This window comes from Celeribacter baekdonensis (assembly GCF_003047105.1).
GTDB classification, from domain to species: domain Bacteria; phylum Pseudomonadota; class Alphaproteobacteria; order Rhodobacterales; family Rhodobacteraceae; genus Celeribacter; species Celeribacter baekdonensis_B.
In genome coordinates this window covers 1,068,838-1,095,019 of record NZ_CP028475.1, presented here as the reverse complement: position 1 = coordinate 1,095,019, position 26,182 = coordinate 1,068,838, and the positions used below count along the sequence as shown (strand labels likewise).

Here is a 26,182-nt window from a genome sequence, read left to right as displayed (position 1 = left end):
CGCGGGCGTGGTAAACCCGCCGCAAGAGATGGAGAGACCAAAGATGAACCTGTTCGCCGATATCCGCGCCCTTGTGATCGACAGCCTGACTGGCCTTGTCTCCGATGGCGTCCTGCCCGAGGGGCTTGAGTTTGCCAATGTGGCGGTCGAGCCGCCGCGCGATGCGTTGCATGGCGACATGGCCACCAATGCGGCGATGGTGTTGGCCAAACCGGCCAATCTGAAACCGCGCGACATCGCCGATAAGCTGGCCGAAAAACTCGCCGCCGATCCGCGTATCTCCGCTGTGGATGTGGCGGGGCCGGGGTTTATCAACCTGCGGCTTGCCGATGGCGTCTGGTCCGGGCTGGTCGAGGGCATTTTGGCGGCCAAAGGCTATGGCCGTTCGCCCATGGGCACAGGCACCAAGGTCAACGTCGAATATGTGTCCGCCAACCCGACCGGACCGATGCATGTCGGCCATACCCGCGGTGCGGTGTTTGGCGATGCTTTGGCATCCTTGTTGGATTATGCGGGCTATGACGTGACGCGCGAATATTACATCAACGATGGTGGCGCGCAGGTCGATGTCTTGGCGCGTTCGGTATTTCAACGTTACCGCGAGGCCAATGGCCTGAACCCGGAGATCGCCGAAGGGCTCTATCCCGGTGATTACCTTGTGCAGGTCGGTGAGGATTTAAAGGCGAAATACGGCGACAGTCTTTTGGATCAACCCGAAGAGGTCTGGTTGGCCGATGTGCGGGTCTTTGCCACGGACGCGATGATGGAGATGATCCGGGGCGATCTCAAAGCCCTGGGCGTTGAGATGGATGTGTTTTACTCGGAGAAATCTCTGTACAACACCGGGCTGATTGAGGCTGCGATCAAGGAACTGGACGAAAAGGGCCTGATCTATCGCGGTGTGTTGGAGCCACCAAAGGGCAAAATGCCCGAAGATTGGGAGCCGCGCGAACAGCTTTTGTTTAAATCGACCGCGCATGGCGATGATGTCGACCGCCCGATCCAGAAATCCGATGGCGCATGGACCTATTTTGCCCCCGACATCGCCTATCACTATGACAAGGTGAAACGCGGCTTTGACGAGATCATCGACGTGTTTGGCGCCGATCACGGTGGCTATGTCAAACGGATGAAAGCGGCTGTGTCGGCGCTGTCTGATGGCAAGGTCGGCTGTGACATCAAGCTCATTCAATTGGTCAAGCTGATCAAGAATGGCGAAGAGTTGAAAATGTCGAAACGCGCGGGCAATTTTGTCACCCTGCGCGACGTGGTTGAGGAAGTGGGCGCGGATGTCACTCGCTTCGTCATGCTGACCCGCAAAAACGATGCCTCGCTTGATTTCGATTTCGACAAGGTGCTGGAACAGTCGAAAGACAACCCGGTGTTCTATGTGCAATACGCCCATGCCCGCGTGCGCTCTGTGCTGCGCAAGGCGGAGGAGGCGGGGGTGACCCTGACCGACACGCCGCGCTTTGATGATCCGGCAGAGATCGCCGTGGCGCGCAAATTGGCCGATTGGCCGCGTCAGGTTGAAATCGCTGCAAAAGGCCACGAGCCGCACCGCATCGCTTTCTATCTCTATGATTTGGCGTCTGATTTCCACGCGCTTTGGAATAAGGGCAATGACAATAGCGCATTGCGGTTCTTGCAGGATGACCCGGCGCTGTCGGCGGCAAAAATCGCCCTGCCGCGTGCCGTGGCCGTTGTGATTTCCGCAGGTCTTGCTATTCTGGGGGTAACTCCGGCGGAAGAGATGCGTTAATCAAAACGCACCATGCGCCGGATCCCCGAGAGGGGGCACATCAGAAATGAGGGCAAAGATCCTCATGTGTCCTCTTAAGAGCAGTCAATAACCCGCACAAAATAAAGCGGGAATCGGTATGAGGCGAATATGGCGCAGGATTTCCGGAGCGGCCCCAATGCGGGCTATCCTTCCCCCCGTGTGAACGGGAACTATGTCGCAGATAAGAACGGGACATACACGTACCGCGAGGCTCATCTGGGCCAGTCGCGCCCGTCAGATCAGCAAAATTTTGGCGGTGCGCCTGATCCCGACCGATATTTCAACGCTCAAGATGTGCGGTTTGCGCCACAGTCGGGTGCGCAGTCCGGTGCGCAGTCGGGTGCACAGTCTGGCCATCCGTCAGGTCAGCCGTCAGGGCGCTATGCCGGGCATAATGGCCACGCCCCACAGGGGTTTGCCGCGCCGCAATCGCACTATGCGCCAGGGCCAGACACCGGGCCTGCTTATGTTTATGACACCACAGGCGATGATGGGTCCTCTGAGGGGTTTGAGCGTCCGAAACTTGGCAAAGCCCAATGGGCTGGCGCGGCGGTCTCGCTGGCGCTGGTGTTGGGTCTTGGGGTTTGGGGCTATCAATTGATGATGCGCGATGTGAACGGTGTGCCTGTCATCCGCGCGCTCGAAGGCTCGGCCCGTATGGTGCCTGACGATCCGGGCGGCCAATTGGCGATGCACCAAGGTTTGGCGGTCAATTCCGTCACCGCTGATGGCTCCGCCGCTGCCCCCGCTGACAGTTTGATGTTGGCACCACGGATCGCGACATTGAGCGAGGAAGATCAACCAATGTCCACGACCCAAACCGTGGCCTCGGCCTATGAACCGGAAAACACCGCCTATGCGGTGCAACCCGAAGCGCCGGCTTTGGCTTCTTTAACGCTTGAGGAAGATCCGCTTGAATTGGAGAGCGTCGAAGAGGTGGCCTCCGCCGCCGATGTGACGCCTGAGACCGCGGGTCTTGCACAGTCGCCGCGGCCAAAACCGCGCCCTGTGCGCATGGCCTCTTTGGCCACGGTTCCAAGCACGTCATCTGCCAGCCTCGATGGCGTGGCGGGCGATATTTTGGCCGCAATTGGCTCCACCAGCGAAATGAGCCCGAGTGACGTGCCTGCGGGCGCGCGTTTGGTGCAATTTGGCGCTTTTCAAAACGAAGAGATCGCGCGCAGCGAATGGGATCGTCTTTCGGGCCGGTTTGAGGACCTGATGGAAGGCAAATCACGGGTGATCGAGCGGGCCGAAAGCGGCGGGACGACCTTTTACCGTCTGCGCGCCTATGGCTTTGCTGATGCCTCGGATGCCAACCGGTTCTGCGCCGCTTTGACCGCGATGAATGCGGCCTGTGTGCCCACGGTTCAGCGATAAGCCGCGATGATTGCGGGGCCGGATCACGTCGGGGGCAACGTTTCGGGGCAGGGCGCTTTTATCTTTGGATGTGAAGGGCTTGCGCTGACCTCAATAGAGGCTGATTTCTTTCGCGAGGCCAATCCTTGGGGCTTTATCCTGTTTGCGCGCAATGTGGACACGCCGGAGCAACTGCGCCGTTTGACGGGCGCGCTGCGTGAGGCCGTGGGCCGTGACGCGCCGATCCTGATTGACCAAGAAGGCGGACGGGTCCAACGCCTGCGCGCGCCGCATTGGCGCGAATTTTTGCCACCACTGGATCAGGTGCATTCCGCCTCCGATCCGTTGCGCGCCATGTGGTTGCGCGGGCGATTGTTGGCGGCGGATGTGCTGGGCGTCGGCATTGATGTGAACTGTGTGCCGGGGCTGGATGTGGCCTCTGCACAGACCCATCCGTTTTTGATGAACCGTTGCTTTTCCGATGACGCGGAGGTCGTGGCCCAGATGGGCCGCGCCTTGGTCGATGGTCTGGCGGCGGGCGGCGTGGCGCCGGTGATGAAACACCTGCCGGGGCATGGGCGTGGCGCAGTGGACAGTCACAAGGGCCTGCCGCGTGTCTCCGCCTCGCGCGCTGAATTGGCGGCGGATTTTGCCCCGTTCAAGGCGCTCAACGATTTGAGCATGGGCATGTCGGCGCATATCGTGATGGAGGCGATCGACCCGGACCGTCCCGCCACCCAAAGCCCCGCCGCGATCCGTGTGATCCGTGAGGAGATCGGCTTTGACGGGCTGTTGATGACCGACGATATTTCGATGGGCGCTTTGGCGGGCACGGTTTTGCAGCGTGCGCAATTGGCGCTGGCGGCGGGCTGTGACATGGTGTTGCACTGCAATGGCGATCTGGCCGAGATGCAGACATTGGCCGCGCTCGGGCCCATGGGGCAGGCGGCACAGGCCCGCGCGGATCGGGCCGTCAGCGCGCATCCGAAACATCTGCAGGCGCATCACCCCATTGACATCTCCGCCTTGGATGCCGAACTTCAAAGCCTGTTGAACCGATAGGGGCAAAATGGCCGACCCGGACCAATTTGAAATCAACGATCTGCTCAGCGTCGAGGAGAGGCTCGCGGCTGAGGCGTTGATCGTGGATGTCGAGGGCTATGAGGGGCCGTTGGACCTTTTGCTGCAATTGTCGCGCACGCAAAAGGTCGATTTGATGAAAATCTCGATCCTGCATTTGGCGCAGCAATATTTGATTTTCGTCGACAAAGCCAAAGAGCTTCGGATCGAATTGGCCGCCGATTATCTGGTGATGGCGGCGTGGTTGGCGTTTTTGAAATCGCGGCTCTTGCTGCCACCCGACCCGTCCGATGAGGGGCCATCAGGTGAAGAGCTTGCGGCGCATTTGGCGTTTCAATTGCAGCGTTTGGAGGCGATGCGGGAGGCGGCGGCCAAATTGATGGCGCGCGATCAAAAGGGCCGGGATTTCTTTGTGCGCGGCATCCCCGAAGAGGTCGCGCGGCTCAGAAATGTCACCTATAGCGCCTCTCTTTTGGACCTGATGCAGGGCTATGCCCGTGTGCGCACCAAGGACGAGTTTCGACCCTTTGTCATGGACCGAGAAGCGATCCTGTCTATGGAACAGGCGCTGGAGCGGCTGCGTGGGTTGATCCCCTATGCGATTGAATGGGCGGATTTGTCGAGCTACCTGCCCGAGGGCTGGGAGCTTGACCCGAAAAAGCGGCGCTCAGCCACGGCGGCGACCTTTGCCGCTTCGTTGGAATTGGCCAAACAGGGCCAAATTGAAATCCGCCAAAGCGGGACGTTCGCCCGCATCGAGATCAAGGCGAGGACTGGCCGATGAGTGACTCTGCGAGTGACGCAGTGAGTGAAGATACGGATTTGGACGCGTCCGCCGAGGCCAGCCTGTTTGAGGCACCGCCTTTGGCCGAGCAAGAGCGCATGGTCGAAGCGGTGCTGTTTGCCTCCGCAGGTCCGGTGAGCGTGGCCGAGATGAGCGGGCGGATGCCGCATGGTTGCAACGCCAAAGCGGCGCTTGAGATGCTGCAAAAGCGCTATGAGGGGCGCGGTGTTCGGGTGGTGAAAGTCGGTGAGGCCTGGGCCATTCGTACCGCGCCCGATCTTGGGTTCTTGATGCAAAAGGAAACGGTTGAGACCCGCAAACTGTCGCGCGCGGCGATCGAAACCTTGGCGATTGTCGCCTATCACCAACCCTGCACCCGCGCCGAGATCGAAGAAATCCGGGGTGTGTCCGTGTCCAAGGGCACCATTGATCAGCTCTTGGAACTCGAATGGATCCGCTTTGGCCGCCGCCGCATGACGCCGGGGCGTCCGGTGACCTATGTGGTGACGCCATCATTTTTGGATCACTTTGGTCTGGAAAGTGCGCGCGATTTGCCGGGCGTTCGGGAGTTGCGGGCAGCGGGGCTTTTGGAAAGCCGACCAATGCCGGGGCTGGACGATGAGGACAGCGAGGATCAAGACGATCTGTTTGAGGATGAAAGCTAAGCCCGATAGCGCGCGGGTGTTTCATCCCTTTGCCGTGATCAAGCCCTGTTAGGGGCGCATTGTGATCCTATCTATGTTAAAGTGAACCGAAACCGCAGCAGTCAGGCCGATGTAGAGGCCGGAAAGCAGAGTGACGATGAATTTGGACCGGCTGATCAACATGATCATCAACCGCGTGATGCGGGTTCTCATTAGCAAGGGGATCAACAAGGGCATTGACGCGGGCAGTTCTGCCTTGGCGCGGCGCAAATCCGGCGGGGTGCAGGGCGATGCGCAGATGGGCGAGGTCGATGATTACGGCAACATCCGCCAGCCGTCAGGACAAAATCAAAATGGCGGTCAAGGTCAGGCCGAAATGACCGCTCAGGCGCAACAAGCCGCCAAACGCGCGCGCAAAATGGCGCGGATGAGCAAACGCATCGGTCGGTTTTAACGCCGAGATTTGCAGAATTCGAAATTTGCGCATGGCTCGGGTCAAGTGAGCTGGGATCACTGGAAATCACAGCTCGGATCGAGCAGATCCGGCACTTTTTACTTTAAAATTCAAAAATACGCTTATGTCAGCTGATATAAGCACAATTTTTTACACTTTATTTACCACGACTCAGTGACTTTGATGCCATCGTTCAAAGGGGCCGCAATTTAGGTCAATCGGGACTTAGGTGGCGATCGGTGATGTATAAAGGTGTTTGTCATGTTCCTGCCAATGATCAATGATCTGTTGATCTTGTCATGCTGACCCCGGGTATCCAACCTGTGGCCGGGCGGCTCAGATTTGGCCCCGCAGTGATCGCGCTTCGTAGCCAACCCTATCTTGCGCTCATCGCGTTCGTTCTTGCCCTCATCATTGCTGGAATGGAACTTGTTCGCTACGGCGACGATCTTCTCTATGCTGCGGGAAATGGACCAAACCCTCTGACGCTCACCTGTGTCATGCTTCTCAGCGTGGCATTGATGCACAAAACCCTGTTTCCAGTGCAAAACATATGGCGGCGCGTTGTGTTTTTGATCGTCCTTGCGCTGTCACTGTTTCGGTTGATTGAAATCTACATTTTGCAGGCCACACCGCTCACGGATGTCCTCGCCTTCGTCTATAACCGATATCCCCATGCCGATGTGATCATGTCAAAAGGCACGTCGCTGTCCTTGATGCTGTTCAGTCTGGGCGCGTTGATCCGCCGGAGGATGCAAACTTGCGGATTTGTGGTGTCGCTATTGGGGCTGGTTCCGGTCAGTTTCGCCTTTATGATCTATTCTTACGGCGAAAGAAACATTCAGATCGAGATGTCTCCCGCGACCTTGATGTTGCTGATGTTGGTTGGGTTTTCCTCCGTCTTTACCTTTACCCGAAGTCCGATTTTACGCCCGTTTTTGACCTCATCCGTGTGGGGGCGGATGGCCCGGCTGCAAACGCTGGGCACAATCATCGGTATTTGGGTCATTGGCGCTGTCTCGCATCTGTCGGAGACAGCGATGATGTTTGAGGCGGTGCTGGCCTCCGCAATGTGGGTTTTCGCGATCATCATATTGGTGTCGGGCTCTGTGTTTGAGCGCATCGAACGCGACCGCCGCACCTTGTCACGCGAGGTCGAACATCGGGCGCGGCATGATCCTTTGACCGGGCTTTTAAACCGTCATGCGGTTGGGGATTATGTTGCTATGATCCACCAAATGGCCCATGGCCGTCGCCGAGAGGATGACCCGATGACGGTGGGGGTGATCTTGGCCGATATTGATTTGTTCAAACGGGTGAATGACACGCTTGGACATGAGGCCGGGGATCGCGTGTTGCAACATGTGGGCCGTGTGCTTCGCGGCAAATTGCGCTCTTCTGATGTCGTGGCGCGCTGGGGGGGCGAGGAGTTTTTGATGCTACTGCCCGGAGCCACGCTGGAGCAGACCATGAACACGGCACAGGTGCTGCGCACGGCGATCGCGACGCATGTGAGTTGGAAAAACGGCTTAGAGTCTGAACCGATTACAATTTCGATCGGGGTCTCCGCCTACTGTCTTCATGACAGTGCCGATTCATTGGAACAAATCATCCAGCATGCTGACACCGCGTTGTATCATGCCAAATCTCAGGGCCGAAACCGGGTCAATTGTTTTAAAACGAACCGAAAACCCCCGCCAACGCCGAAGGATTTTCTCCCCCCTCGGGATAAGGTTCATTGAGGTGCTGAACCGCAAGATGAGGGATCACTGCGCGCGGAAGTGTTTCGACAGTTTCAGGCCTTGACCCTGATAATTGGACGCCAAATCCGCGCCATACAGGCGCTCGGGCAGACTGTCCATGCGCTCATAGACCAAACGCCCAACGATTTGCCCGTCTTCCAACACAAACGGCGCTTCGTGACAGCGCACTTCCAACACCCCGCGCGAGCCCGCGCCACCGGCATTGGCATGACCAAAGCCCGGGTCAAAGAACCCGGCATAATGGACGCGGAATTCCCCAACCATGGCCAGATAGGGCGCCATTTCGGCGGCGTACTCGGGCGGAATGTGGACCGCCTCGCGACTGACCAAAATGTAGAACGCACCGGGGTCCAAAATGATCCGCCCGTCTTTGGTATGGATCGGTTCCCAGTATTCTGAGGGCTCGTAATGGCCGATATTGTCGAGGTCAATCACGCCAGTGTGCGGTTTGGCGCGGTAGCCAACCAGATCACCCGACGCAGGTTTGAGATCGACCGAAAAGCCAAGCCCCTGATCAATCATCGCAGCGCCATCGACCAGCGGGCTCTCGGCGTGCAGGACTGTCAACTCCGCGTCACTGAGGATCGCTTGTCCGGCGCGGAACCGGATTTGGTTCAGCCGCATGCCCGGACGCACCAAAACGGAGAAGGAGCGGGGACAGATTTCAGCGAAAAGCGGTCCATGATAGCCGGGCGTGATGCGGTCAAATTCGACGCCTTCATCGGTGATCAGCCGGGTCAAAAGATCCAACCGTCCGGTCGAACTTTTGGCATTGGCCACCGCCTGAACGCCCTCGGGCAGAGCCAGAGATTCCATCAAGGGCACGACATAGACACAGCCCTTTTCCAGCACCGCACCATCGCTCAGGTCAATTTGATGCATTTCAAATTCGGCCAGCCGATCCGCCACTTTGCGACCGTCGCCTGCCAAAAACGACGCGCGCACACGCCAAGCCCGGGTGCCAAGACGCAGATCGAGGGAGGCAGGTTGCACCTGTTCGTCGATCACCTCTGGTGTGGCGGTGATTTCGCCTCGTGCCACCATGTCGCGGATCGCGTGATCAGCCAATACACCCATATTCGTCCCCTCACGTCACTTTGGCCCGAAAGGGCGCGCTTTTATCCCCCTTAACGCAAAACCGCCCGCAAGCCCAGAGGCTTACGAGCGGTTTTAGGGGTGTTTTGGTCGGGCTAGCAGGACTCGAACCTGCGACCTTCCGTCCCCCAGACGGACGCGCTACCAGGCTGCGCTATAGCCCGAACTGGAGCCCTACATAGTGATTTTATGGGCAGGGGCAAGTGGAATTTCGGCAAATCTGATGCGAAATTGCGCAGGAGTGGCCGCCACCGCTGTCGGTGGCAGATCGGGCAGTGGAAGATCGGGCGGTGGCAGATCAGGACACCAGTCGCGCATGCAGGGCTTCGGCACGCGCCAAGAGGCTGGCGATGTCTTGTCGGGGCACCCGGATCAGATCGCGGTGATTGAGTTTGCCCAAAATGCCGTCGCCCATGACCAAATCTGCCGCCGCCTCATCCGGGTCGTCGTACAGGTCCAAATCGACCCCAAGCGGGGCGGGGCTGAGGGGCGCGGTTGCAAACACGTCTTGTTGGGGGGCCTCGACCTCTGCCTCAGTTCGGCTGTCCAACGCGATCTCTTCAACGGCCGAAAGCTCCGCTGATGTCGGGATCACGTCGTTTTGTTCCGCGTCCAAATAGGCTGCGGCATCTGGCAGGTCCACATCGGCCAACTCTTCGGCAAAAACGGCGGGATCGCTCGCCGGCTCATACTCAGGAAGAGGATCAGACAGAGTTTCGGGCAGGGCCTCGTCAAACCCATCGGTCAAAATCGCCCGTTCTTCGGCGCTCATCTCCAGCGCAGAGGGGGGCGTGGCGGTCTCTGGCGCAGGCGTCTCAGGCAGATCAACTGCGTCAACGGCCCGTTCCGGCTCTGGCTCCGGTTGTGCCTCCGCCTGTACTGTACTCGAAGGCGTCAAATCAAAGTCAAAGGTGCGCTGTTCGGTCGTCAGCGGCAAAGCGGGTTGCTCCGGCACATCCGCCCCAATTGCGGTGTCTTGAAGCGGTGATGGTTCGTCGAATTCGGCCAGATCTGCCATCGGGTCTTGGTCCCGATCATGCGATGGCAGCGCCTCTTCGGCCTGTATCTCAAACACCGATTCCGCCATGGCGTCATGGATCGCCTCATGGGTCAGCTCAGGTGCGGCGGCGTCCTCTGCCGCGGGAGGCATCTCTGCGTTCATTTCCTCGACAAAGGAGGCCGGTGGCTCAAAGCCATGCGGGGCAAAGGGGGTGGTTTCGGGCAGCTCGGCGGATGCCGGAGCGAGAGGCGGAAGGTCCGGCGGGGCTTGATCTGGCGCAGCCTGATTTGGCACAGGCGTGGCAACCGGCGCGTCAAAGGAGGCGTTGGAATCCGTCAGTGGTGCCGCGGGAGACGGAGTTGGCTCGGAGCCGGAGTGCGGCGCAGGCGATGAAGGCCGCGAGAAATGCACAATTTTTTCCGCCGCAGGGACGGGGATGTCAAAGGCGTCATGCGGGACGTTTTCGGCCATCGGTGCGTCGGCGATCTGCGGTGCGGGAGGGGCAGGGGGATTCGCTAACGGATTCGAGGTGGGAATCGCGTCTATCACAGGGGTCGGTGCCCCGCTGGCCTGAGCCGAGATTGGGTCGACCCCCTCAATCAACGGTGACAGAGAGGCGACATATTTCACCCCATGTTCGCGCAACAGTTTTTGCACGCCGCGAATGGTCATCCCATCGTCGTGCAACAGTTTTTTGATCCCGCCCAAAAGCGCCATATCGGCGGGACGGTAATAGCGCCGCCCGCCCGCGCGTTTCACGGGTTTGACTTGGGTAAAACGGCTCTCCCAAAAGCGCAACACATGCGCAGGCGTGTCGAGCCAGTCGGCGACTTCGCTTATGGTGCGAAAGGCGTCCGGTGATTTATCCATTTAAAACAAACCTTTACAGGAGTTTGCAGGCCTCGGATCAGGCCTTGTTGCCGTCGGCCACGCGATCTTTCATCAAATGCGATGGGCGAAAGGTCAACACCCGGCGCGCGGGGATCGGGGCCTCGTCGCCGGTCTTTGGATTGCGGCCCACGCGTTCGGATTTGGCGCGCACGGAGAAGGTGCCGAAAGAAGAGATTTTCACCGTCTCACCAGCGATCAACGCATCAGAGACATGCGCCAGAACACTTTCGACAAGGGCGGCGGATTCATTGCGGCTTAGGCCAACCTCGCGAAACACGGCTTCGCTAAGATCCATACGTGTCAAAGTTTTGCTCATCGGTCTCCCCCGGTGTAGTGAGTTGCCAAGGAGAGTGGCAGTTTGCAAAGCAGGCGTCAATATCAATGACTTGGCACGGGGTGTTGAGATGGGAAATCGGGCGGGTTTTGTCGCAGTCGCGGGGTCGGCGGCGGTGGGAAACCCGCGCATGATGACCAGCGCAGAACCACTGCGCGCATGATTACCAGCGCAGAACCACTGCGCCCCAGGCCAAACCACCGCCAATCGCCTCGGCCACGCAAAGATCGCCATCTTTGATCTGACCACGGGCACGGCCCACAGACATCGCTAAGGGTATCGAGGCGGCGGAGGTGTTGCCGTGGTCCTGGACGGTGACGACGACCTGATCCATCGCATGACCCAGCTTTTTCGCCGTGCCTTCGATGATGCGAATATTGGCCTGATGCGGGATGATCCAATCAATATCGGCGGGGGTCAATCCGGCCTTGGCAATCGCGGTTTCCGCCGTTTCGGCCAGTTTTTGTACCGCTTGGCGGAACAAGGCATTGCCCTGCATCCGCAATTTACCAGAGGTGCCGGTGGTGGAAACGCCGCCATCGACATAGAGCATGTCTTTATAGGTGCCGTCAGAATTCAGATCGACAGACAGGATGCCGCGATCCTCGGAGGTGCCAGTTCCGATCCGGGCCTCAAGCACCAAAGCGCCGGCGCCATCGCCAAACAGCACACAGGTCGCACGATCGGTCCAATCCATGATCCGGCTAAAGGTCTCCGCACCGATCACCAACACGCGTTTGACCTGACCGGAAATGATTTGGGCATTGGCGTTGGAGAGGGCATAAATGAACCCGGCACAGACCGCTTGCACATCAAAGGCAAAGCCGCAGGTCATGCCCAGCTCTTTTTGCACCATCGTCGCGACAGAGGGAAAGGTCAAATCCGGGGTCGAGGTGGCCACGATCACCGCGTCAATATCGGCGGCTGTCAGGCCAGCATCGGCCAGCGCGGCTTTGGCGGCCATGGTGCCCATCATCGAGGTGGTTTCGCCTTCGGCGGCAAAATGGCGGCGTTCAATACCAGAACGCGAGCGAATCCATTCGTCGGAGGTGTCGAGGGTTTTTTCGAACTCGGCGTTCTCAACCACACGTTCGGGTAGGTAATGGCCCACGCCCGTGATAACTGCCCGGATAGTCATGGCTTTGCCGCCTTATTTTGGTTCTGACGTTCCGTCATTTTGCGCTGAGGCCACGGCAGATGCAACCCGTGCCGCCAAACGTTCGGAAAAACCCGAGGCGGAGAGTTCATAGGCCAATTTGATCGCGGCAGAGACGCCGGTGGCATCCGCCGAGCCGTGCGATTTGACCACGGTGCCTTTGAGGCCAAGGAAAACCCCGCCATTGACGCGGCGCGGGTCGATTCGCTTTTGCAGGCGTTTCAGCGAGGTCAAAGCCAGCAGGGCGGCGATGCGCGACAGCGGCGTGGCTTTGAACGCTTCTTTTAGGAAATCGCCAACAAGTTTCGCCGTGCCTTCGCCGGTTTTCAACGCGACATTGCCGGTGAACCCGTCGGTGACGATCACATCGACCTTATCGCCGGGAATATCGCCGCCTTCGACGAATCCCTTGAACTCATAGCCACCAATGCCCGCAGCGTTGGCGATCAAGTCTTGCGCGGCTTTCAATTCGGCGCGGCCTTTGTGCTCTTCGGTGCCGACGTTCAAAAGGCCCACGCGCGGGACATCGAGGTTGAGACCGTTGCGGGCATAAGACGCGCCCATCATTGCATATTGTAAAAGGTCGCGTTCATCGGCGCGAATATCCGCGCCCACATCAAGCATGACGTTAAAGCCCTGCGGATTGCGCGAGGGCCAGAGGCAGGCAATGGCGGGGCGGTTGATGCCGTCGAGCTTGCGCAGGCGGATCATCGAGGTGGCCATCAGCGCGCCGGTGTTGCCACAGGACACACAGGCCTGAGCCTCACCGTCTTTGACGGCATCAATGGCGGAGCGCATCGACGTGTCGGCGCGGCGCATGGCCTGAGACGGTTTTTCATCCATGCGCACAACGCCGGGCACATCGCGGATTTCGACACGATCTTTCAAAATCTTGCGCTTGCGCACAAGTTTATCAAGCTCGTCGCCGGGCCCATGCAGAATGAAATTCAAATGGGGATTTTTGGACGCAGAACGTGCAATGCCGGCGACAATGGTCGCCGGCCCACGATCGCCACCCATGGCGTCGATAGAAAGCGTGACCTGAATGCCCTTGCGCGCGCCAAGCCGCCCTTTCACCTCATCAACCTGACCCGGAGTGTCCGAGGCGGCCATGGCGGAGGAGGGGCGAGCGTGCTCATGCTTTTCGCGGCATCAAGTCAATCAAACGCGCTTACGCTGCGTCGTCGTCGAGATCAATCTCGTCGGCTTTTGCAACGACTTCGCGCTCGTCATAGTGACCGCATGCGCCACACACGTGGTGCGGGCGTTTCAATTCGCCACAGTTTGGGCATTCTGCCGGGTTGCCAGCAACCAATGCGTCGTGCGCGCGGCGCATGTTCCGCTTGGAGCGGGTGACTTTATTCTGAGGAACAGCCATGTCTCGACCTCGGGTTCGTGGGGATCTGATCCGCCTTTGCTGCGGGCCCCTAGGTGGGCGGGGCCGGGGCCCCATATATATTCGGGTGTTATCCCGATCAATTCTCGGCGCTTCATAGGGCTTCGCGGGCAGAGTGTAAACCATGCAGTTTGACATGGATGACACATGAATATGGTCCGTGACCTGTGTCAGGACCGATCCCATGCGCCACAGATGCCACAGGCAAAACCGTTACGGGAAGCGAGGCCGGGAACATACTCGGAATCTTGAGCCGTGCAACCTTTTTGTTTGGTCTCGGTTTATACGTCTTTTTCCGGGCTCAACTGTCGTCTTTTCCAAGCCGATCGCGCAGTGCTTTCAGGCTGGCAAAAGGCTTTGTATCCTCATCTTGCAAAGGCGCTTTGCCCGGCTCGGTGATTTGGGCGCTGATGGTTTCGACCCCTTCGGCGCGGGGATAATCGGGCGCAGCAAGCGCAAGCGCCTCTTCGGCCACCAAGGACAGCAACAAGGATGCCGGCAGAGCTTCGATCGTATCGTCCTCGGGCGCTTCGATTTCGGCATCGGCCGTGTCGATCTCATCCGTGTGATCGGCCAGATAGGTGCGCGAGAGCGGCGCATCAATCCGGGTGGTGACTGGCGCAAGCGTGGCCACACAGGGCTGAACCACCGTGGCGCCCAGCGTTCCGGTCAATTGCCAGTCGCGTTTGCCGATGGGGGTGAGTTTGCCTTCAAAACGTAGCTTTTTCACCGCAGACAGGCCGAGCGCTGTGGCCAGCACCTCCATGTCTTCCGAGGTGGGGATGAGGCGGAACGGGTGAGCGTGGGCATTTGAGAGATCGCGCAAGCGCAACTCTGTGCCCCAGCTGGTCAAACCGTCGTGTCCCATGTTGGATGTCTCCTTGATCGTCGGGCGCTGTTTCTATAAGCCGGATACGAGGCGCGCGCGCACAAGGCAAGAGGGGGCACATGTCCACACGCATTTTCCCAAAAGGACCGACTATGAGATTGAACCGTATTTTAGGGCTCTCTTTGGGCGTTGTCTTTGCCGTTGTTTTGTCCGGCTGTGTCGCGCAATACCGCAATCATGGCTATGTGCCCTCTGATGAGGCTTTGGCGCAGGTTGTTGTCGGTGTGGACACCAAAGACACGGTGTCTGACGTGATCGGCGTCCCCGGCACCGAAGGCATTTTGGACAGTTCCGGGTGGTATTATGTCCGCTCGCAATTCCGTCATATGGGGGCGCTTGCGCCCAAAGAGGTGGACCGCCAGGTCGTTGCCATCTCCTTTGATTCGCGCGGCACAGTCAGCAACATCGAACGGTTCGGGTTGGAACAGGGCCGTGTTGTGGTCTTGTCGCGTCGTGTGACCGTGGCCAACACCAAGGGCACGACCTTTATCAAACAGCTGTTTGGCAACTTGGGGCAAATTTCTGCCGATCAATTGTTGCAGTAACGGGCTGTCGTATCCCGCATGAAAAAGCCGCCTTATGGGCGGCTTTTTGTTTGGCGGCTGTTCGGGCGTTTTCGCCTGACCCCGGCTTATCCCTCTGCGCCCTCAGTCGGCTCAAACCGGATCGACACGCCGTTGATGCAATAGCGCATGCCGGTTTTGTCCTGTGGTCCGTCGGGGAACACATGGCCCAAATGCGCACCGCAATCGTCGCAATGCACCTCGACGCGGACCATGCCATGCGACAGATCGCGGGTTTCGGCCACGGGCGCGCCCTCTTTGGTGGCGTAAAACGCGGGCCAGCCGCAGTGGCTTTCATATTTGGTCTCTTGGGTGAACAGTTCCGCCCCGCAACAGGCGCATTTAAACGACCCTGCTGATTTCGGAAAACCGGGGTGGGAAAAAGGCCGCTCGGTTCCGGCCTCCCGCGTCACGCGATAGGTCTCAGGGTCCAATGAGTCGCGCCATTCGGCCTCTGTTTTGTGAATTTTCACCATTATGCGCACTCCTTTTGCTCTTTGGTATAGCAGATAGGGGATTGGCGGCGTGAAGCAAGCCAAACCGAGTTTCAAAAAATCGTCATGTCTTGCAGGCAAGAAGGGGAGACACCATAGTCTATAGGCGTCCCTTGTTTGGGATGGATGCCTGAGGTGAGGCTGAAAAAGGACCAGTGCCATGATCCCGTTGCTCAAGGGCCGTTACACCGCCCGTTTTGCTGAGACCCGTCCCGACATCGAAGCGGCGCAGCGCCTGCGCTATCTGGCCTTTATCGTTGGATCGGGCGCACAGGCCGCAGGTCTGCGCGCTGATGGGCTTGAGGCCGATGATTTTGATGCGCTCTGTCGCCATGTGTTGATCGAAGAGCGCAAAACCGGGCGGCTTGTCTGCACCTACCGCTTCCTCGATCTCGCGGGCGGTGCCGACATTGCCCGGAGCTATTCGGCGCAGTTTTACGGCCTCGACGGTTTGGCCGATTTCGAAGGCCGGATGTTGGAGATGGGCCGGTTTTGCATTCACCCTGAGGCGCGCGATCCAGATATTTTGCGCGTCGCTTGGGGCGCGATGACGCGCTATGTCGATGAACAAGAGATCGCATTGCTGTTTGGCTGTTCGTCCTTTCATGGCACCGAATGGAAAGACCACGCCGATGCTTTGGCCATGCTCAAACACCGTCATTTGGGGCCGAAACGGTTCCTGCCCAAGGTCAAAGCCCCCAACGTGTTCAAATTCGCCGCCCGCCTGCGCCGCAAACCCGACGCCCGCCGCGCCATGTTGAAAATGCCGCCGCTGCTGAAAACCTACCTGATGATGGGCGGCTGGGTGTCAGATCACGCCGTCGTGGATCGCGACCTTGGCACGATGCATGTGTTCACAGGGGTGGAAATCAACGCCATCCCACCCGCGCGCAAGAAGCTGCTGCGGGCTGTGGCGGGGTAAGGGGCCGGTTTTAACCCTTTGCAGATCTGGTTTCAGATCAGAGACTGTGAGTGGATCTTCCGAGTGTTGCGCGCCCCGGATGGCAATGCGGGGCGAAGCTGACCTTGCGCCCAACGCTATAGACGTCCGCTTCGGTCCTCGTCGAAATTCTGATCGGAAGAGGCCGAGTAAGGTGTCGTGAGGCGTACTCCATTTAGCGTGTGCGTACAGCAGGCACAAAAAGGGCGCATCGTTTCTGCCGTGAGTTCGGGATCAACTACAGCCAACAGGTTGTCCTCATCCACATACAACCCGCTAAAATAGGAGCTTTCCCCAACACGAACAAAAGGTTTTCCATCCGAGAAGCTAGCTGCAACTATCCAGGTTATTGGATCTTCGCGATCCAACCTTGCGATGGCCTCGCTGTGGACGTCAGTCCAATTTTTTCCAACGCGGGAAAGCAAAAACTTGAAGAGTGGTGTATAGTCATAGCCGTGTCTCTGCCCTGAGTGCATCGACTGTTTCATGGAAACGTTTTTTGCAGAAGCCTTCGTGTTTCTGGCCCATTTCGATTTTGCACCCGAACCGTGCCGAACGCCGTGGGTGCGGGTATTCACAGAACGATAGAGAGGTTTCATTTGGCCCTTCATTGCCGAACTTTGCAACATCCTATCAGGTGCATGCAAGCGAAAAGGCAATGGTGTAAGCCTCATCAAAGCGGTCACCCATGCGCCGTGCAGCATCCGCCAAACAGGCCTCAAACCCGCCATTCACTGCACCTTTGCCCAATGGCGGCTTTGCGCGACGATCACAGTTTGCAAAGAGCCATCTCTGTACAGTGCGACCGCTCCGTCAGTGCGACACTCGCTCCGTTCCCCGTTGACCTTTCGTGCGGCGCACAGTAGCGGTGCCCCATGGCACGCGCACCCGTATTACAGCTCTCCGACATTTCCCTCACTTTTGGGGGAGATCCCGTATTTGATGGCCTTGGCCTTGTGGTTCAGGAGGGCGATCGTGTCGCCCTTGTGGGACGCAACGGGTCGGGGAAATCGACCTTGCTCAAGGTCATGGCCGGACTGGTTGAACCGGACCGGGGATCGCGGGTTTTGGGGCCGGGGATCACCGTTGGCTATATGGAACAGGACCCGGATCTGTCGGGGTTTGCCACTTTGGGCGCTTTTGCCGCCTCACAGCTTGATCCGGCGGAGACCTATAAGGTCGACATGGTCGCAGAGGGCCTTAAATTTGATCCCGAGACGCCGGTGGACACCGCCTCGGGGGGCGAAAAACGCCGCGCCGCCTTGGCCAAACTGTTGGCCGAAGCGCCGGGGTTGATGTTGCTCGACGAGCCGACCAACCATTTGGACATTGAAGCCATCGCCTGGCTTGAAGACGAATTGAAATCGACCAAAACCGCCTATGTGCTGATCTCGCACGACCGCGCTTTTCTCAATCACCTGACCCGCGCGACGCTTTGGATCGACCGCGGTGAGGTGCGTCGCCAAGAGCAAGGGTTTGAAGCCTTTGAAGAATGGCGCGACAAGATTTGGGACGACGAGGACATGCAGCGCCACAAGTTGGATCGCAAGATCAAAGCCGAGGCGCGGTGGGCGGTCGAGGGCATTTCGGCCCGGCGCAAACGCAACCAAGGCCGGGTGCGGGCGCTGCAAGAGCTGCGCTCTGAGCGCTCCAGCCAAATCCGACGTCAGGGCACGGCGGCGATGGATCTTGAAGTGGTTGAAAAGTCCGGCAAACGCGTGGTTGAGGCCGAAGGCATTTCCAAAAGCTTTGGCGACAAGGTGATCCTACGCGATTTCACCATCAAAGTGGCGCGCGGCGACCGGATCGCGTTTGTCGGCCCCAATGGCGCGGGCAAAACCACACTGTTGAAAATGCTCACCGGTGAGATGGAACCGGACACGGGCACGATCAAACTCGGCACCAAATTGGACATGGCGGTGTTCGACCAAAACCGCTCCAACATTCGCGAAGATTTGACGCTTTGGGAGGCGATGACGTCGGACAAAGACATGCGGGTGTCGGGCAAGGCCGATCAGGTCATGGTGCGCGGCGTGCCGAAACATGTGGTCGGCTATCTCAAAGAATTCCTGTTCTCAGACGCCCAAGCGCGTGCGCCTGTGCGCTCATTGTCGGGGGGCGAAAAGGCGCGGCTGTTGTTGGCGAAAATCATGGCGCACCCGTCGAACCTTTTGGTGCTCGACGAACCGACCAACGATCTTGATATCGAAACGCTCGACCTGTTGCAGGAGCTTTTGACCGATTTCGAAGGTACGGTCCTTTTGGTGTCGCACGACCGCGATTTTATCGACCGGGTGGCAACGCAAACCGTGGCGATGGAGGGCGATGGCTGGGCCACCTCATATCCCGGCGGCTGGTCGGATTATCAATCGCAACGCGGGGCTGTGGCCAAGGCGCGCGAACGCGAAAATGCCAAGCAGGCGGAGCGGGCTGCGAGCAAACCGGCAGATGCCAAGCCCGCAGAGACATCGCAATCCCCGGCAAAGGCGAAAACCGCGCTGACCTTTACCGAAAAGCACCGTCTTGAGGCTTTGCCCGACGAGATGGCGCAGATCGAATCGCAAATTGCCAAATTGTCCGAACTTTTGGCCGATCCTGACCTGTTCACGCGTGAGCCGGTGAAGTTCAAAAAGGCCACAGATATGTTGACCGAACGCCAAGAGGCACTCGCTTCGGCTGAGGAGGAATGGCTTACGCTTGAGGAGAAAAATTCCGACGCTTAAGTCGGGGTTTTTCTTTTTCGAGGCCAATTTCGGCAGCTTCCTGCCAGAACATCCAAATCCTTCGGCGTCTTTTGTCCCATCACGAAGACCTCACGCGGGCGTGACCGTAACCCCCCTGTTTGTTTATGAAAAAACCATTATCTCCCTGATCGAGGTGTCGCAAACGACATCACCTTTGGACGATCCTGAGGCAGTTAAGGAGACAATTATGAAACGTATGACAACTTCCGTTCTGGTGCTCGCGAGCATGGCTCTTTCCGCCCCTGCATTTGCTGGTGGCATGACCGCGCCGACCCCTGAGCCCACTGTTTACACCCCTGCACCGGTGGTGCCGGTTGGCGCCGATTGGACGGGAGCTTATGCCGGTGGCACGCTTGGCTACGGTTGGGGCAATGATGCGCTCGATAACGCCGATGACATGACCTACGGCCTGTTTGGCGGCTATGATTACGACTTTGGTCAGTTTGTTTTGGGGGGGGAGCTTGAATACCTCAAATCCGAACTCGAAGATGGCACCACCAAGCTTGACGACATGACCCGCCTGAAATTGCGGGCTGGCTATGACTTGGGTTCCACTCTTGTTTACGGTGTGGTCGGCGCGGCCTATGCCAACGCTGATATCGGCGGGACCTCCTATTCCGACACGGGCGTGACCTACGGTATCGGTGTGGATTACGCTGTGACCGACAACGTGAACGCAGGTGTTGAACTGTTGCAAAACGACTTTAACGAGTTCGACAACAGCGGTTCTGATCTCTCCGCCACCACGCTTGGTGCGCGCGTGTCGTTCCGCTTCTAAACTCTGGATTGAAGGGCCGCTTTCGCGCGGCCCTTGGGTTCCCCCCAGTGACGAAAGGCGTTCCCCGCGTTTCCTTTCGTCGCAGCCCTCGTCCTGATCTCAGGGCGGGGGTTTTTTAGTGGCGGCTCACAATTGAACCGCATCTGATTGCCAAGCCCGCCCGCCACGCTAAACTGCGCCGAGATCTGTATCGCAAGCTTGGCTCAACAGGCGCGACCAGGTCATTTGACCGACTGACGAGCGAAAGGCCACAACATGGCATTGGAAGACGCAAAGACACAAATTGATATGGCCTTCACCGGTTCGGGGCGTGGGCTCGCGTTTGAAAACGCCTTTGGCGGGGCGCTGTCCGCCTTTCGCCGCCGTTATACCAAAGACCTGAGCGGGGTCGATTTGGCCATCACTGGCGTGCCGTTTGATCAGGCCGTGACCAACCGCCCCGGCACCCGCCTAGGCCCGCGCGCGATTCGCGAAGCCTCGGCGTTGCAGGCTTTTGATGCGCCTTACGGTTGGGGCTATTCGCCCTTTGATGAATTCAACGTGGTGGATTACGGCGATCTGGCCTTTGATTATGCCAAGGTCTCCGATTTTCCTGACACGCTGACCGACCACATTCGCACGATTTTGTCCTCTGGGGCTGGCAGCCTCGTTTTGGGCGGCGATCACTATATCAGCTACCCGATCCTCAAGGCGCATGCCGAAAAATTCGGCCCCCTCAGCCTCATTCATTTCGATGCCCACTCTGACACCTGGGCCGATGACGATCTGACCCGGATTGATCACGGCACGATGTTCTACAAAGCTGTCAAAACCGGGCTGATTGATCCGAAAACCTCGGTCCAGATCGGCATTCGCACTGATAACCCGGACACAATGGGCGTCAATATCATTGATGCGCGGATGGTGCATGAACGCGGTGCGGCCTGGGTCGCCACCGAGGTCAAAAAGATCGTCGGCGATCGCGCCTGTTATCTGACCTTTGACATTGACTGTCTGGACCCGGCCTTTGCCCCCGGCACTGGCACGCCGGTGTGGGGCGGTTTGAGTTCGTGGGAGGCAGCGGCCATCCTGCGTGACCTTGCGGGGGTCCATCTGACCGGCGGTGATGTGGTCGAAGTCTCGCCACCCTATGACACCACAGGGGCCACGGCGATTGCGGGCGCGCATGTCGCAATGGAAATCATCAGCCTGTTTGGTTGGACCCGGCGAAAGGGCGTTTGACGTGAAAACCGCACTTCTTCTTCTCATTGGCTTGTTTGCCTTGTTGCAAGCTGCGGTGCGACTGGCTCCCACGGTGCCGTCACGGTGGCACATCGACCCGTTTGCGGCGGCGGACCCGGCGCCGGGCGGGGTGTTGGAGGTTTTCACCGTGCCGATGGAGGCGGACGAGGCCCTTGCGCGTCTTGCCGCCATCGCCGAAACCGAACCACGCACCCGCCATGTGGCCGGGTCGGTGGAGGAGGGGCGATTGACCTATCGCACCCGCACCGCGTTTTGGGGATTCCCGGATTTCACCACGCTTGCCGTACGTCCGCATGAGGCCGGAGCAGAGGTGGCGATTTTGGCACGGTTGCGCTTTGGCAAGGGCGATCTTGGCGTCAATGGCCGTCGGGTGGCGGCATGGCGGGCGGCTGCGGGTTTTTGAGCCGCGCTGCGTCGCCTTCTCTTGACCCTCCGGCATTTGCAGGGCAACAGATCACCCCATGATACCACAGGACCGTTTACACCAGATCGTTGAGCGTTTTGAATTCCTTGAGGCCTCCATGGCGCAAGGCACCGGGGATATTGCGGCTTTGGGGCGGGAATATTCCGATTTAAAACCCGTGGTGGACCAAATCCACGCCTATCAAACCCTGTTGTCCGATCTCTCAGACGCCGAAGAGATGCTTTCGGACCCAGATATGCGGGCTTTGGCACTTGAGGAAATTCCCGTGCTCAAAGCCAAGTTGCCTCAGGCCGAAGAGGCGCTGCAAATCGCGCTTTTGCCGAAAGATTCCGCCGACACCGGATCGGCCATCGTCGAAATTCGACCCGGCACGGGCGGCGATGAGGCGGCTTTGTTCGCGGGGGATTTGCTGCGGATGTATCAACGCTACGCCGAGGCGCGGGGCTGGCGGTTCGAGATCATCGAACTTCAGGAAAGCGAATTGGGCGGCGTCAAAGAGGTCATTGCCAATATCGCAGGGCAGGGCGTCTTTGCCCGGATGAAGTTTGAAAGCGGCGTGCACCGGGTGCAACGTGTGCCGACGACGGAATCGGGCGGGCGGGTGCATACCTCCGCCGCCACCGTCGCAGTGCTGCCCGAAGCGCAGGACGTGGACATCGAGATCAACGCCAATGACATCCGGATCGACACGATGCGGGCCTCTGGCGCGGGCGGGCAACACGTCAACACCACCGATTCTGCTGTGCGCATCACCCACATCCCGACCGGGATTGTCGTCACCTCCTCAGAAAAATCGCAGCACCGCAATCGAGAGATTGCGATGACCGTGCTGCGTGCGCGGCTCTATGACGCAGAGCGGCAAAAACTGCATGATGCGCGCTCAAGCGAGCGCAAATCGCAGGTCGGCTCCGGCGATCGCTCCGAACGCATTCGCACCTATAATTTTCCGCAAGGCCGGATGACCGACCACCGCATCAATCTGACGCTGTATAAGCTCGACGCGGTGATGAACGGTGACTTGGACGAGGTGATTGACGCGCTGATTTCCGATCATCAGGCGCAGTTGATGGCGGAGATGGGCCAGTGACGTCGGGTGAGACATCTGGTGCAATCACGGCGGTGACCGTTCAGCAGGCGCTGGTGTTTGGCACCCGTACGCTGGCCACCGCTGAGATTGATGGCGCAGGACGCGATGCGCGGCTGTTGATGGCGCATGTGTTGGAGATCGCCTCGGATCGGCTGACTTTGGTGTTGCCCGATGCAATTTCGCCAGAGGCACAGGCCGCGTTTGAGGCCGCTATTGCCCGACGCGTGGCGCGCGAACCCGTGTCGCATATTCTGGGTCGCCGCGCCTTTTACGGTCGGGTGTTTCAGGTCACTCGCGATGTGTTGGACCCGCGACCCGAAACCGAAATCCTGATCCAAGAGGCGCTGACACGCCCCTTCACCTCCGTCCTTGATCTTGGCACAGGGTCGGGCGCTATCCTTTTGACTTTGCTTGCGGAAAACCCTTTGTCCAAAGGGCTTGGCAGCGATCTGTCCGAGGCCGCTCTGGCTGTGGCGCAGGCCAATTGCGTGACACTGGGGCTTGGCAAACAGGCGCGGTTTCAACAGGCCAATTGGTGGAATGGCCTCAACGGGGACTTTGATCTGATCGTCTCCAACCCGCCTTATATTGCCGCCGCTGAAATGCCGGATCTGTCGCCCGAGCTGGCCTATGAGCCGCGCATGGCATTGACCGACGAGGCGGATGGGCTGACGGCCTATCGGGCGATTGTGGCCGAGGCGCGGGCGCATTTGGTGCCGCGTGGGCGCATCCTGTTGGAAATCGGCCCGACCCAAGGCGCGGCCGTCTCCGATCTGTTGTTGGCGCAGGGTTTTAAGGCGGTGCGGGTGGTCGCCGATCTCGATGGACGGGACCGGGTTGTAAGCGGGCAGGTGCCCAATCCGCATCGACGCAATGTGGGTAAGTGACACCGGGGTGGCTCCATGAGCCGATGCTTTTGGACAAGCGTCAGGAAAATCTTAACTCTTATGCGCCATGTATGTGCCATGGTGTCCGATCGTGCCCGTAGAAAATCTGTCGCGTGCTTTGCATTGTGATGCCGCGTTGGTATGCTGCGACCTGATCCCGTGATATAATCCCGAGGCGCGAACTGGTGACATCGACCTGACGCTGAGGCATCGGAAAAGAGCTCATCGGTCGCATTTAGCCCATGAAGAGCGCAAAAACTGCTTGTCAACAGGGGTGGGACATGGTTACTGAGAACAGCGTCTGGCAGGACTTTGTGTCCCCAGCGCCGTTACCCAACACAGCTTAGACGTTGAGGGCTCCCATTTCGGGGAGCGCATGGGACAGACAAGCCCGATCTAGCATAAGCCGGTCCGAAGAACCCGGAAGACAAAGGCTCGAGAGAATACTGTATGAGATCCTCTAAAAACCGTTCGCGGTCCAAGACCAACAATCGTCCCCGTACCGTCGGCAACATCGTCAACCGTGTGTTTGACAGTTCCGGCCCTGAGGGAAAGGTGCGTGGCACGCCGCAACAGATCATTGACAAATACAACCAGTTGGCGCGCGACGCACAGCTGTCCAATGACCGGGTGGCGGCTGAAAACTTTCAGCAGCACGCGGAACATTACCTGCGCCTGTTGAGCGTGGCGCAAAAAGAAATGGATGCGCAGCGCGAACAGCAAGAGCGCGAGCAACAAGAACGCCGGGACCGTCAGGAATCCGAACGTCTTGAGCGTGCAGAACGTGCCGAGCGTCATCGCAAGCGCGAAGAGCAGGCCGCAGAGAACGCGCCGCAGCCGGTGTCTCAGCCCTCCCCGGTGGCCGGTGAGGGCGATCAGCCCGACGTGGTCTTTGTTGATCGCAGCGCCCAGGAACAGCCCGCAAGCGATGACACCGGATTGGTGGAAACGCCGGAAAGTGCCGCCCCTGCACCGAAAAAACCGCGTGCCCCGCGCAAACCACGCGCGCCGCGCAAACCTAAAACGACGGACGACAGGTCTGGCGATGCAGGTGGTGAGGCTGGCAAGGGCAAAGCTGAGGTGGCCAGCGCGCCCACAGGCGACAGTTCCGAAGCCGCAGAATAATTTAGATCGGACAACGTGCCTTTGGGCGCGGTGTTTCGTGATCAAAGATAAAACCCGCACTTGTTTGTGCGGGTTTTTGTTTTGAGGGTGGGGGCGTTTGAGGCCGTTCAGGCCCGATCAGAGGGGGCGTGCGAAGGCGGGGCCATGTCGATCAGCGTATCAATCAACGCCGACATCATCTCTGCGCGATTGCGGGTCTCAGATTTGCGATAAATCGCATTGAGATGGGCCTTGATCGTGCCCTCTTTGTTGCCGCGGAATTCGGCGATTTCACCGATGGTAAAGCCCTTGACCAAAAACCGCGCCACATCACGTTCAGAGGGCGAGAGCTTCCACAGATCAAAATGGCTTTCGATCACATCAAACACTGCTTGTGAGGCCTCATGCAGGCTGTGTTCCAACCGATCTTTGCGCTGCACCAAGTCGATCAGATAGCCAAGCTCCAACATGATTGCCAAGACCAAAGTTGTCGCCGCCACCGCTTCGATCAAAAGATGCGTGGTCGGTTTGCCTCCGGCCTCTTGCAGATCGGTGAAAACATCGGAGACAAAGAAAACCGCACAAAAGGCCTGAATGACAATCAGCGTGATCATTGCCGCCGGGGCTTTGGCCGGAGTGAAACGCGCCATGGCGGGTCCTTTCAATGGGAGCATGGGGGCGGGCTTAGGGTAGGTCTTTATACCCTGTGATCATCGCGCGGGGAAGGTTCACATGGGTGCGGAAACTTTCAAACACCACGGCCGCAATGTGAACGACAACTGAGAACTCAGCCCAATCGACGGCGATGGTATGCACCTCCTCCGGCCATTCCACGCCCCAAAGTAAATCCGTCGTCATCCCCCAGCCGGACAAGCCGATGATCGCCAAGGTGCCGATGAGATTGTAGATCATCAAGCCCCCAAGTGGCGTGTGCCCAACATGATGGCTCACCCGACCAGAGGTCATTTCAGCGGCCTGTTCCACCGCCGCAGCGGCGGAGGGCGGAAAGCTTTTGAACCGGGCGTAGCGCGTGCCGACAAAGCCCCAAAACACCCGGATCGTCAGCAAGGTGATGATTGTGTAGCCGACATAGAGGTGGACATCGCTTTCCGTGTCGACAAACACGGCATTGGCGGCAAAACACCCGACCAAGCCCCAGTGAAACAGCCGCACGAGCGGGTCCCAGACTTTGTGCCGGGTCTTGGGCGCGGCGGTGAGATGGGGTGCGGCCTCTGTCATGACGGTGTCCTCTCATAAACGAAAAAAGGGTGCGGGATGGAAAGCTCCGCCC

Annotated in this window: 27 protein-coding genes and 1 tRNA gene; 16 read left to right on the top strand and 12 right to left on the bottom strand. The window is 58.8% G+C overall.

Annotation, left to right across the window (positions count from 1 at the left end; genetic code table 11):
• The first annotated feature begins 43 nt into the window (after nt 1-43).
• The 7 genes from argS to DA792_RS08875 all read left to right on the top strand — a co-directional run bounded on the left by argS (nt 44) and on the right by DA792_RS08875 (nt 7,846).
• Complete coding sequence (argS, locus tag DA792_RS08905) at nt 44-1,762, top strand: arginine--tRNA ligase (protein ID WP_107719633.1); 1,719 nt, start codon at nt 44-46, stop codon at nt 1,760-1,762.
• Between the two features lie 129 nt (nt 1,763-1,891).
• Complete coding sequence (locus DA792_RS22780) at nt 1,892-3,163, top strand: SPOR domain-containing protein (RefSeq protein ID WP_254679658.1); 1,272 nt, start codon at nt 1,892-1,894, stop codon at nt 3,161-3,163.
• 6 nt (nt 3,164-3,169) lie between these two features.
• The gene (gene nagZ / locus DA792_RS08895) at nt 3,170-4,204 is read left to right on the top strand and encodes a beta-N-acetylhexosaminidase (RefSeq protein ID WP_107719632.1); all 1,035 of its coding nucleotides are present in this window, start codon (nt 3,170-3,172) and stop codon (nt 4,202-4,204) included.
• A gap of 7 nt (nt 4,205-4,211) precedes the next feature.
• The gene (locus DA792_RS08890; RefSeq protein WP_107719631.1) at nt 4,212-5,006 is read left to right on the top strand and encodes a segregation and condensation protein A; all 795 of its coding nucleotides are present in this window, start codon (nt 4,212-4,214) and stop codon (nt 5,004-5,006) included.
• The gene (gene scpB / locus DA792_RS08885) at nt 5,003-5,671 is read left to right on the top strand and encodes an SMC-Scp complex subunit ScpB (RefSeq protein WP_254679657.1); all 669 of its coding nucleotides are present in this window, start codon (nt 5,003-5,005) and stop codon (nt 5,669-5,671) included. The genes DA792_RS08890 and scpB overlap by 4 nt, the downstream gene beginning before the upstream one ends.
• A gap of 130 nt (nt 5,672-5,801) precedes the next feature.
• Nucleotides 5,802-6,104, top strand: a complete 303-nt coding sequence (locus DA792_RS08880; RefSeq protein WP_159075212.1) for a hypothetical protein — start codon at nt 5,802-5,804, stop codon at nt 6,102-6,104.
• Nucleotides 6,105-6,403: 299 nt separating this feature from the next.
• Entirely contained in the window at nt 6,404-7,846 is a 1,443-nt protein-coding gene (locus DA792_RS08875) for a GGDEF domain-containing protein (protein ID WP_107719629.1), read from the top strand.
• Nucleotides 7,847-7,870: 24 nt separating this feature from the next.
• Here the strand turns inward: DA792_RS08875 and DA792_RS08870 are convergent, their stop codons facing one another.
• The 8 genes from DA792_RS08870 to DA792_RS08835 all read right to left on the bottom strand — a co-directional run bounded on the left by DA792_RS08870 (nt 7,871) and on the right by DA792_RS08835 (nt 14,607).
• Nucleotides 7,871-8,944, bottom strand: a complete 1,074-nt coding sequence (locus DA792_RS08870) for a 2'-deoxycytidine 5'-triphosphate deaminase (RefSeq protein WP_107719628.1) — start codon at nt 8,942-8,944, stop codon at nt 7,871-7,873.
• 105 nt (nt 8,945-9,049) lie between these two features.
• Nucleotides 9,050-9,126: transfer RNA gene (locus tag DA792_RS08865), tRNA-Pro, on the bottom strand.
• Between the two features lie 134 nt (nt 9,127-9,260).
• Nucleotides 9,261-10,832: a MerR family transcriptional regulator gene (locus tag DA792_RS22775; protein WP_254679656.1), complete on the bottom strand. Its 1,572-nt coding sequence runs from the start codon at nt 10,830-10,832 to the stop codon at nt 9,261-9,263.
• Between the two features lie 37 nt (nt 10,833-10,869).
• Nucleotides 10,870-11,169, bottom strand: coding sequence for an integration host factor subunit alpha (gene ihfA / locus DA792_RS08855; RefSeq protein WP_107719627.1), 300 nt, complete (start codon nt 11,167-11,169; stop codon nt 10,870-10,872).
• A gap of 181 nt (nt 11,170-11,350) precedes the next feature.
• The gene (locus DA792_RS08850; RefSeq protein WP_107719626.1) at nt 11,351-12,325 is read right to left on the bottom strand and encodes a beta-ketoacyl-ACP synthase III; all 975 of its coding nucleotides are present in this window, start codon (nt 12,323-12,325) and stop codon (nt 11,351-11,353) included.
• Nucleotides 12,326-12,337: 12 nt separating this feature from the next.
• Nucleotides 12,338-13,456 carry a phosphate acyltransferase PlsX gene (plsX, locus tag DA792_RS08845; protein WP_302666940.1) on the bottom strand — a complete coding sequence of 373 codons (1,119 nt, stop codon included), beginning with the start codon at nt 13,454-13,456 and terminating at the stop codon, nt 12,338-12,340.
• 58 nt (nt 13,457-13,514) lie between these two features.
• Nucleotides 13,515-13,721, bottom strand: a complete 207-nt coding sequence (gene rpmF, locus DA792_RS08840; protein ID WP_074646662.1) for a 50S ribosomal protein L32 — start codon at nt 13,719-13,721, stop codon at nt 13,515-13,517.
• Nucleotides 13,722-14,040: 319 nt separating this feature from the next.
• A complete protein-coding gene (locus DA792_RS08835) occupies nt 14,041-14,607 on the bottom strand; it encodes a YceD family protein (protein WP_107719625.1) in 567 nt (188 codons plus the stop codon).
• A 113-nt stretch (nt 14,608-14,720) separates the two neighbouring features.
• Between DA792_RS08835 and DA792_RS08830 the strand changes: the two genes are divergently transcribed.
• Nucleotides 14,721-15,173 (top strand): outer membrane protein assembly factor BamE, encoded by a 453-nt coding sequence (locus DA792_RS08830; RefSeq protein ID WP_107719624.1) that lies wholly within the window; start codon nt 14,721-14,723, stop codon nt 15,171-15,173.
• A gap of 86 nt (nt 15,174-15,259) precedes the next feature.
• Here DA792_RS08830 and msrB read toward each other — a convergent pair whose 3' ends face one another.
• Nucleotides 15,260-15,667 carry a peptide-methionine (R)-S-oxide reductase MsrB gene (gene msrB / locus DA792_RS08825; protein ID WP_107719623.1) on the bottom strand — a complete coding sequence of 136 codons (408 nt, stop codon included), beginning with the start codon at nt 15,665-15,667 and terminating at the stop codon, nt 15,260-15,262.
• A gap of 178 nt (nt 15,668-15,845) precedes the next feature.
• Here msrB and DA792_RS08820 point away from each other — a divergent pair, with 178 nt between their 5' ends.
• Entirely contained in the window at nt 15,846-16,607 is a 762-nt protein-coding gene (locus DA792_RS08820) for a GNAT family N-acetyltransferase (protein WP_107719622.1), read from the top strand.
• A gap of 116 nt (nt 16,608-16,723) precedes the next feature.
• Here DA792_RS08820 and DA792_RS08815 read toward each other — a convergent pair whose 3' ends face one another.
• The gene (locus DA792_RS08815) at nt 16,724-17,356 is read right to left on the bottom strand and encodes a hypothetical protein (RefSeq protein ID WP_199908144.1); all 633 of its coding nucleotides are present in this window, start codon (nt 17,354-17,356) and stop codon (nt 16,724-16,726) included.
• Nucleotides 17,357-17,500: 144 nt separating this feature from the next.
• On the opposite strand from DA792_RS08815, the gene DA792_RS08810 reads away from it, so the two are divergent.
• The 7 genes from DA792_RS08810 to DA792_RS08780 all read left to right on the top strand — a co-directional run bounded on the left by DA792_RS08810 (nt 17,501) and on the right by DA792_RS08780 (nt 24,912).
• Nucleotides 17,501-19,348, top strand: coding sequence for an ABC-F family ATP-binding cassette domain-containing protein (locus DA792_RS08810; protein ID WP_107719620.1), 1,848 nt, complete (start codon nt 17,501-17,503; stop codon nt 19,346-19,348).
• A gap of 208 nt (nt 19,349-19,556) precedes the next feature.
• Nucleotides 19,557-20,147, top strand: coding sequence for an outer membrane protein (locus DA792_RS08805; RefSeq protein WP_107722628.1), 591 nt, complete (start codon nt 19,557-19,559; stop codon nt 20,145-20,147).
• 255 nt (nt 20,148-20,402) lie between these two features.
• Nucleotides 20,403-21,368: an agmatinase gene (gene speB / locus DA792_RS08800; RefSeq protein ID WP_107719619.1), complete on the top strand. Its 966-nt coding sequence runs from the start codon at nt 20,403-20,405 to the stop codon at nt 21,366-21,368.
• A gap of 1 nt (nt 21,369) precedes the next feature.
• Entirely contained in the window at nt 21,370-21,792 is a 423-nt protein-coding gene (locus DA792_RS08795) for a DUF1499 domain-containing protein (RefSeq protein WP_254679653.1), read from the top strand.
• 58 nt (nt 21,793-21,850) lie between these two features.
• Entirely contained in the window at nt 21,851-22,900 is a 1,050-nt protein-coding gene (gene prfA / locus DA792_RS08790; RefSeq protein ID WP_107719617.1) for a peptide chain release factor 1, read from the top strand.
• Nucleotides 22,897-23,787: a peptide chain release factor N(5)-glutamine methyltransferase gene (prmC, locus tag DA792_RS08785; protein ID WP_107719616.1), complete on the top strand. Its 891-nt coding sequence runs from the start codon at nt 22,897-22,899 to the stop codon at nt 23,785-23,787. The genes prfA and prmC overlap by 4 nt, the downstream gene beginning before the upstream one ends.
• Before the next feature lie 450 nt (nt 23,788-24,237).
• Entirely contained in the window at nt 24,238-24,912 is a 675-nt protein-coding gene (locus DA792_RS08780; protein WP_107719615.1) for a DUF4167 domain-containing protein, read from the top strand.
• Nucleotides 24,913-25,019: 107 nt separating this feature from the next.
• Here DA792_RS08780 and DA792_RS08775 read toward each other — a convergent pair whose 3' ends face one another.
• Together DA792_RS08775 and DA792_RS08770 are read right to left on the bottom strand one after the other, a co-directional pair.
• The gene (locus tag DA792_RS08775) at nt 25,020-25,541 is read right to left on the bottom strand and encodes a helix-turn-helix transcriptional regulator (RefSeq protein ID WP_107719614.1); all 522 of its coding nucleotides are present in this window, start codon (nt 25,539-25,541) and stop codon (nt 25,020-25,022) included.
• A 34-nt stretch (nt 25,542-25,575) separates the two neighbouring features.
• The gene (locus tag DA792_RS08770) at nt 25,576-26,130 is read right to left on the bottom strand and encodes a cytochrome b/b6 domain-containing protein (protein ID WP_107719613.1); all 555 of its coding nucleotides are present in this window, start codon (nt 26,128-26,130) and stop codon (nt 25,576-25,578) included.
• Between the last annotated feature and the right edge of the window lie 52 nt (nt 26,131-26,182).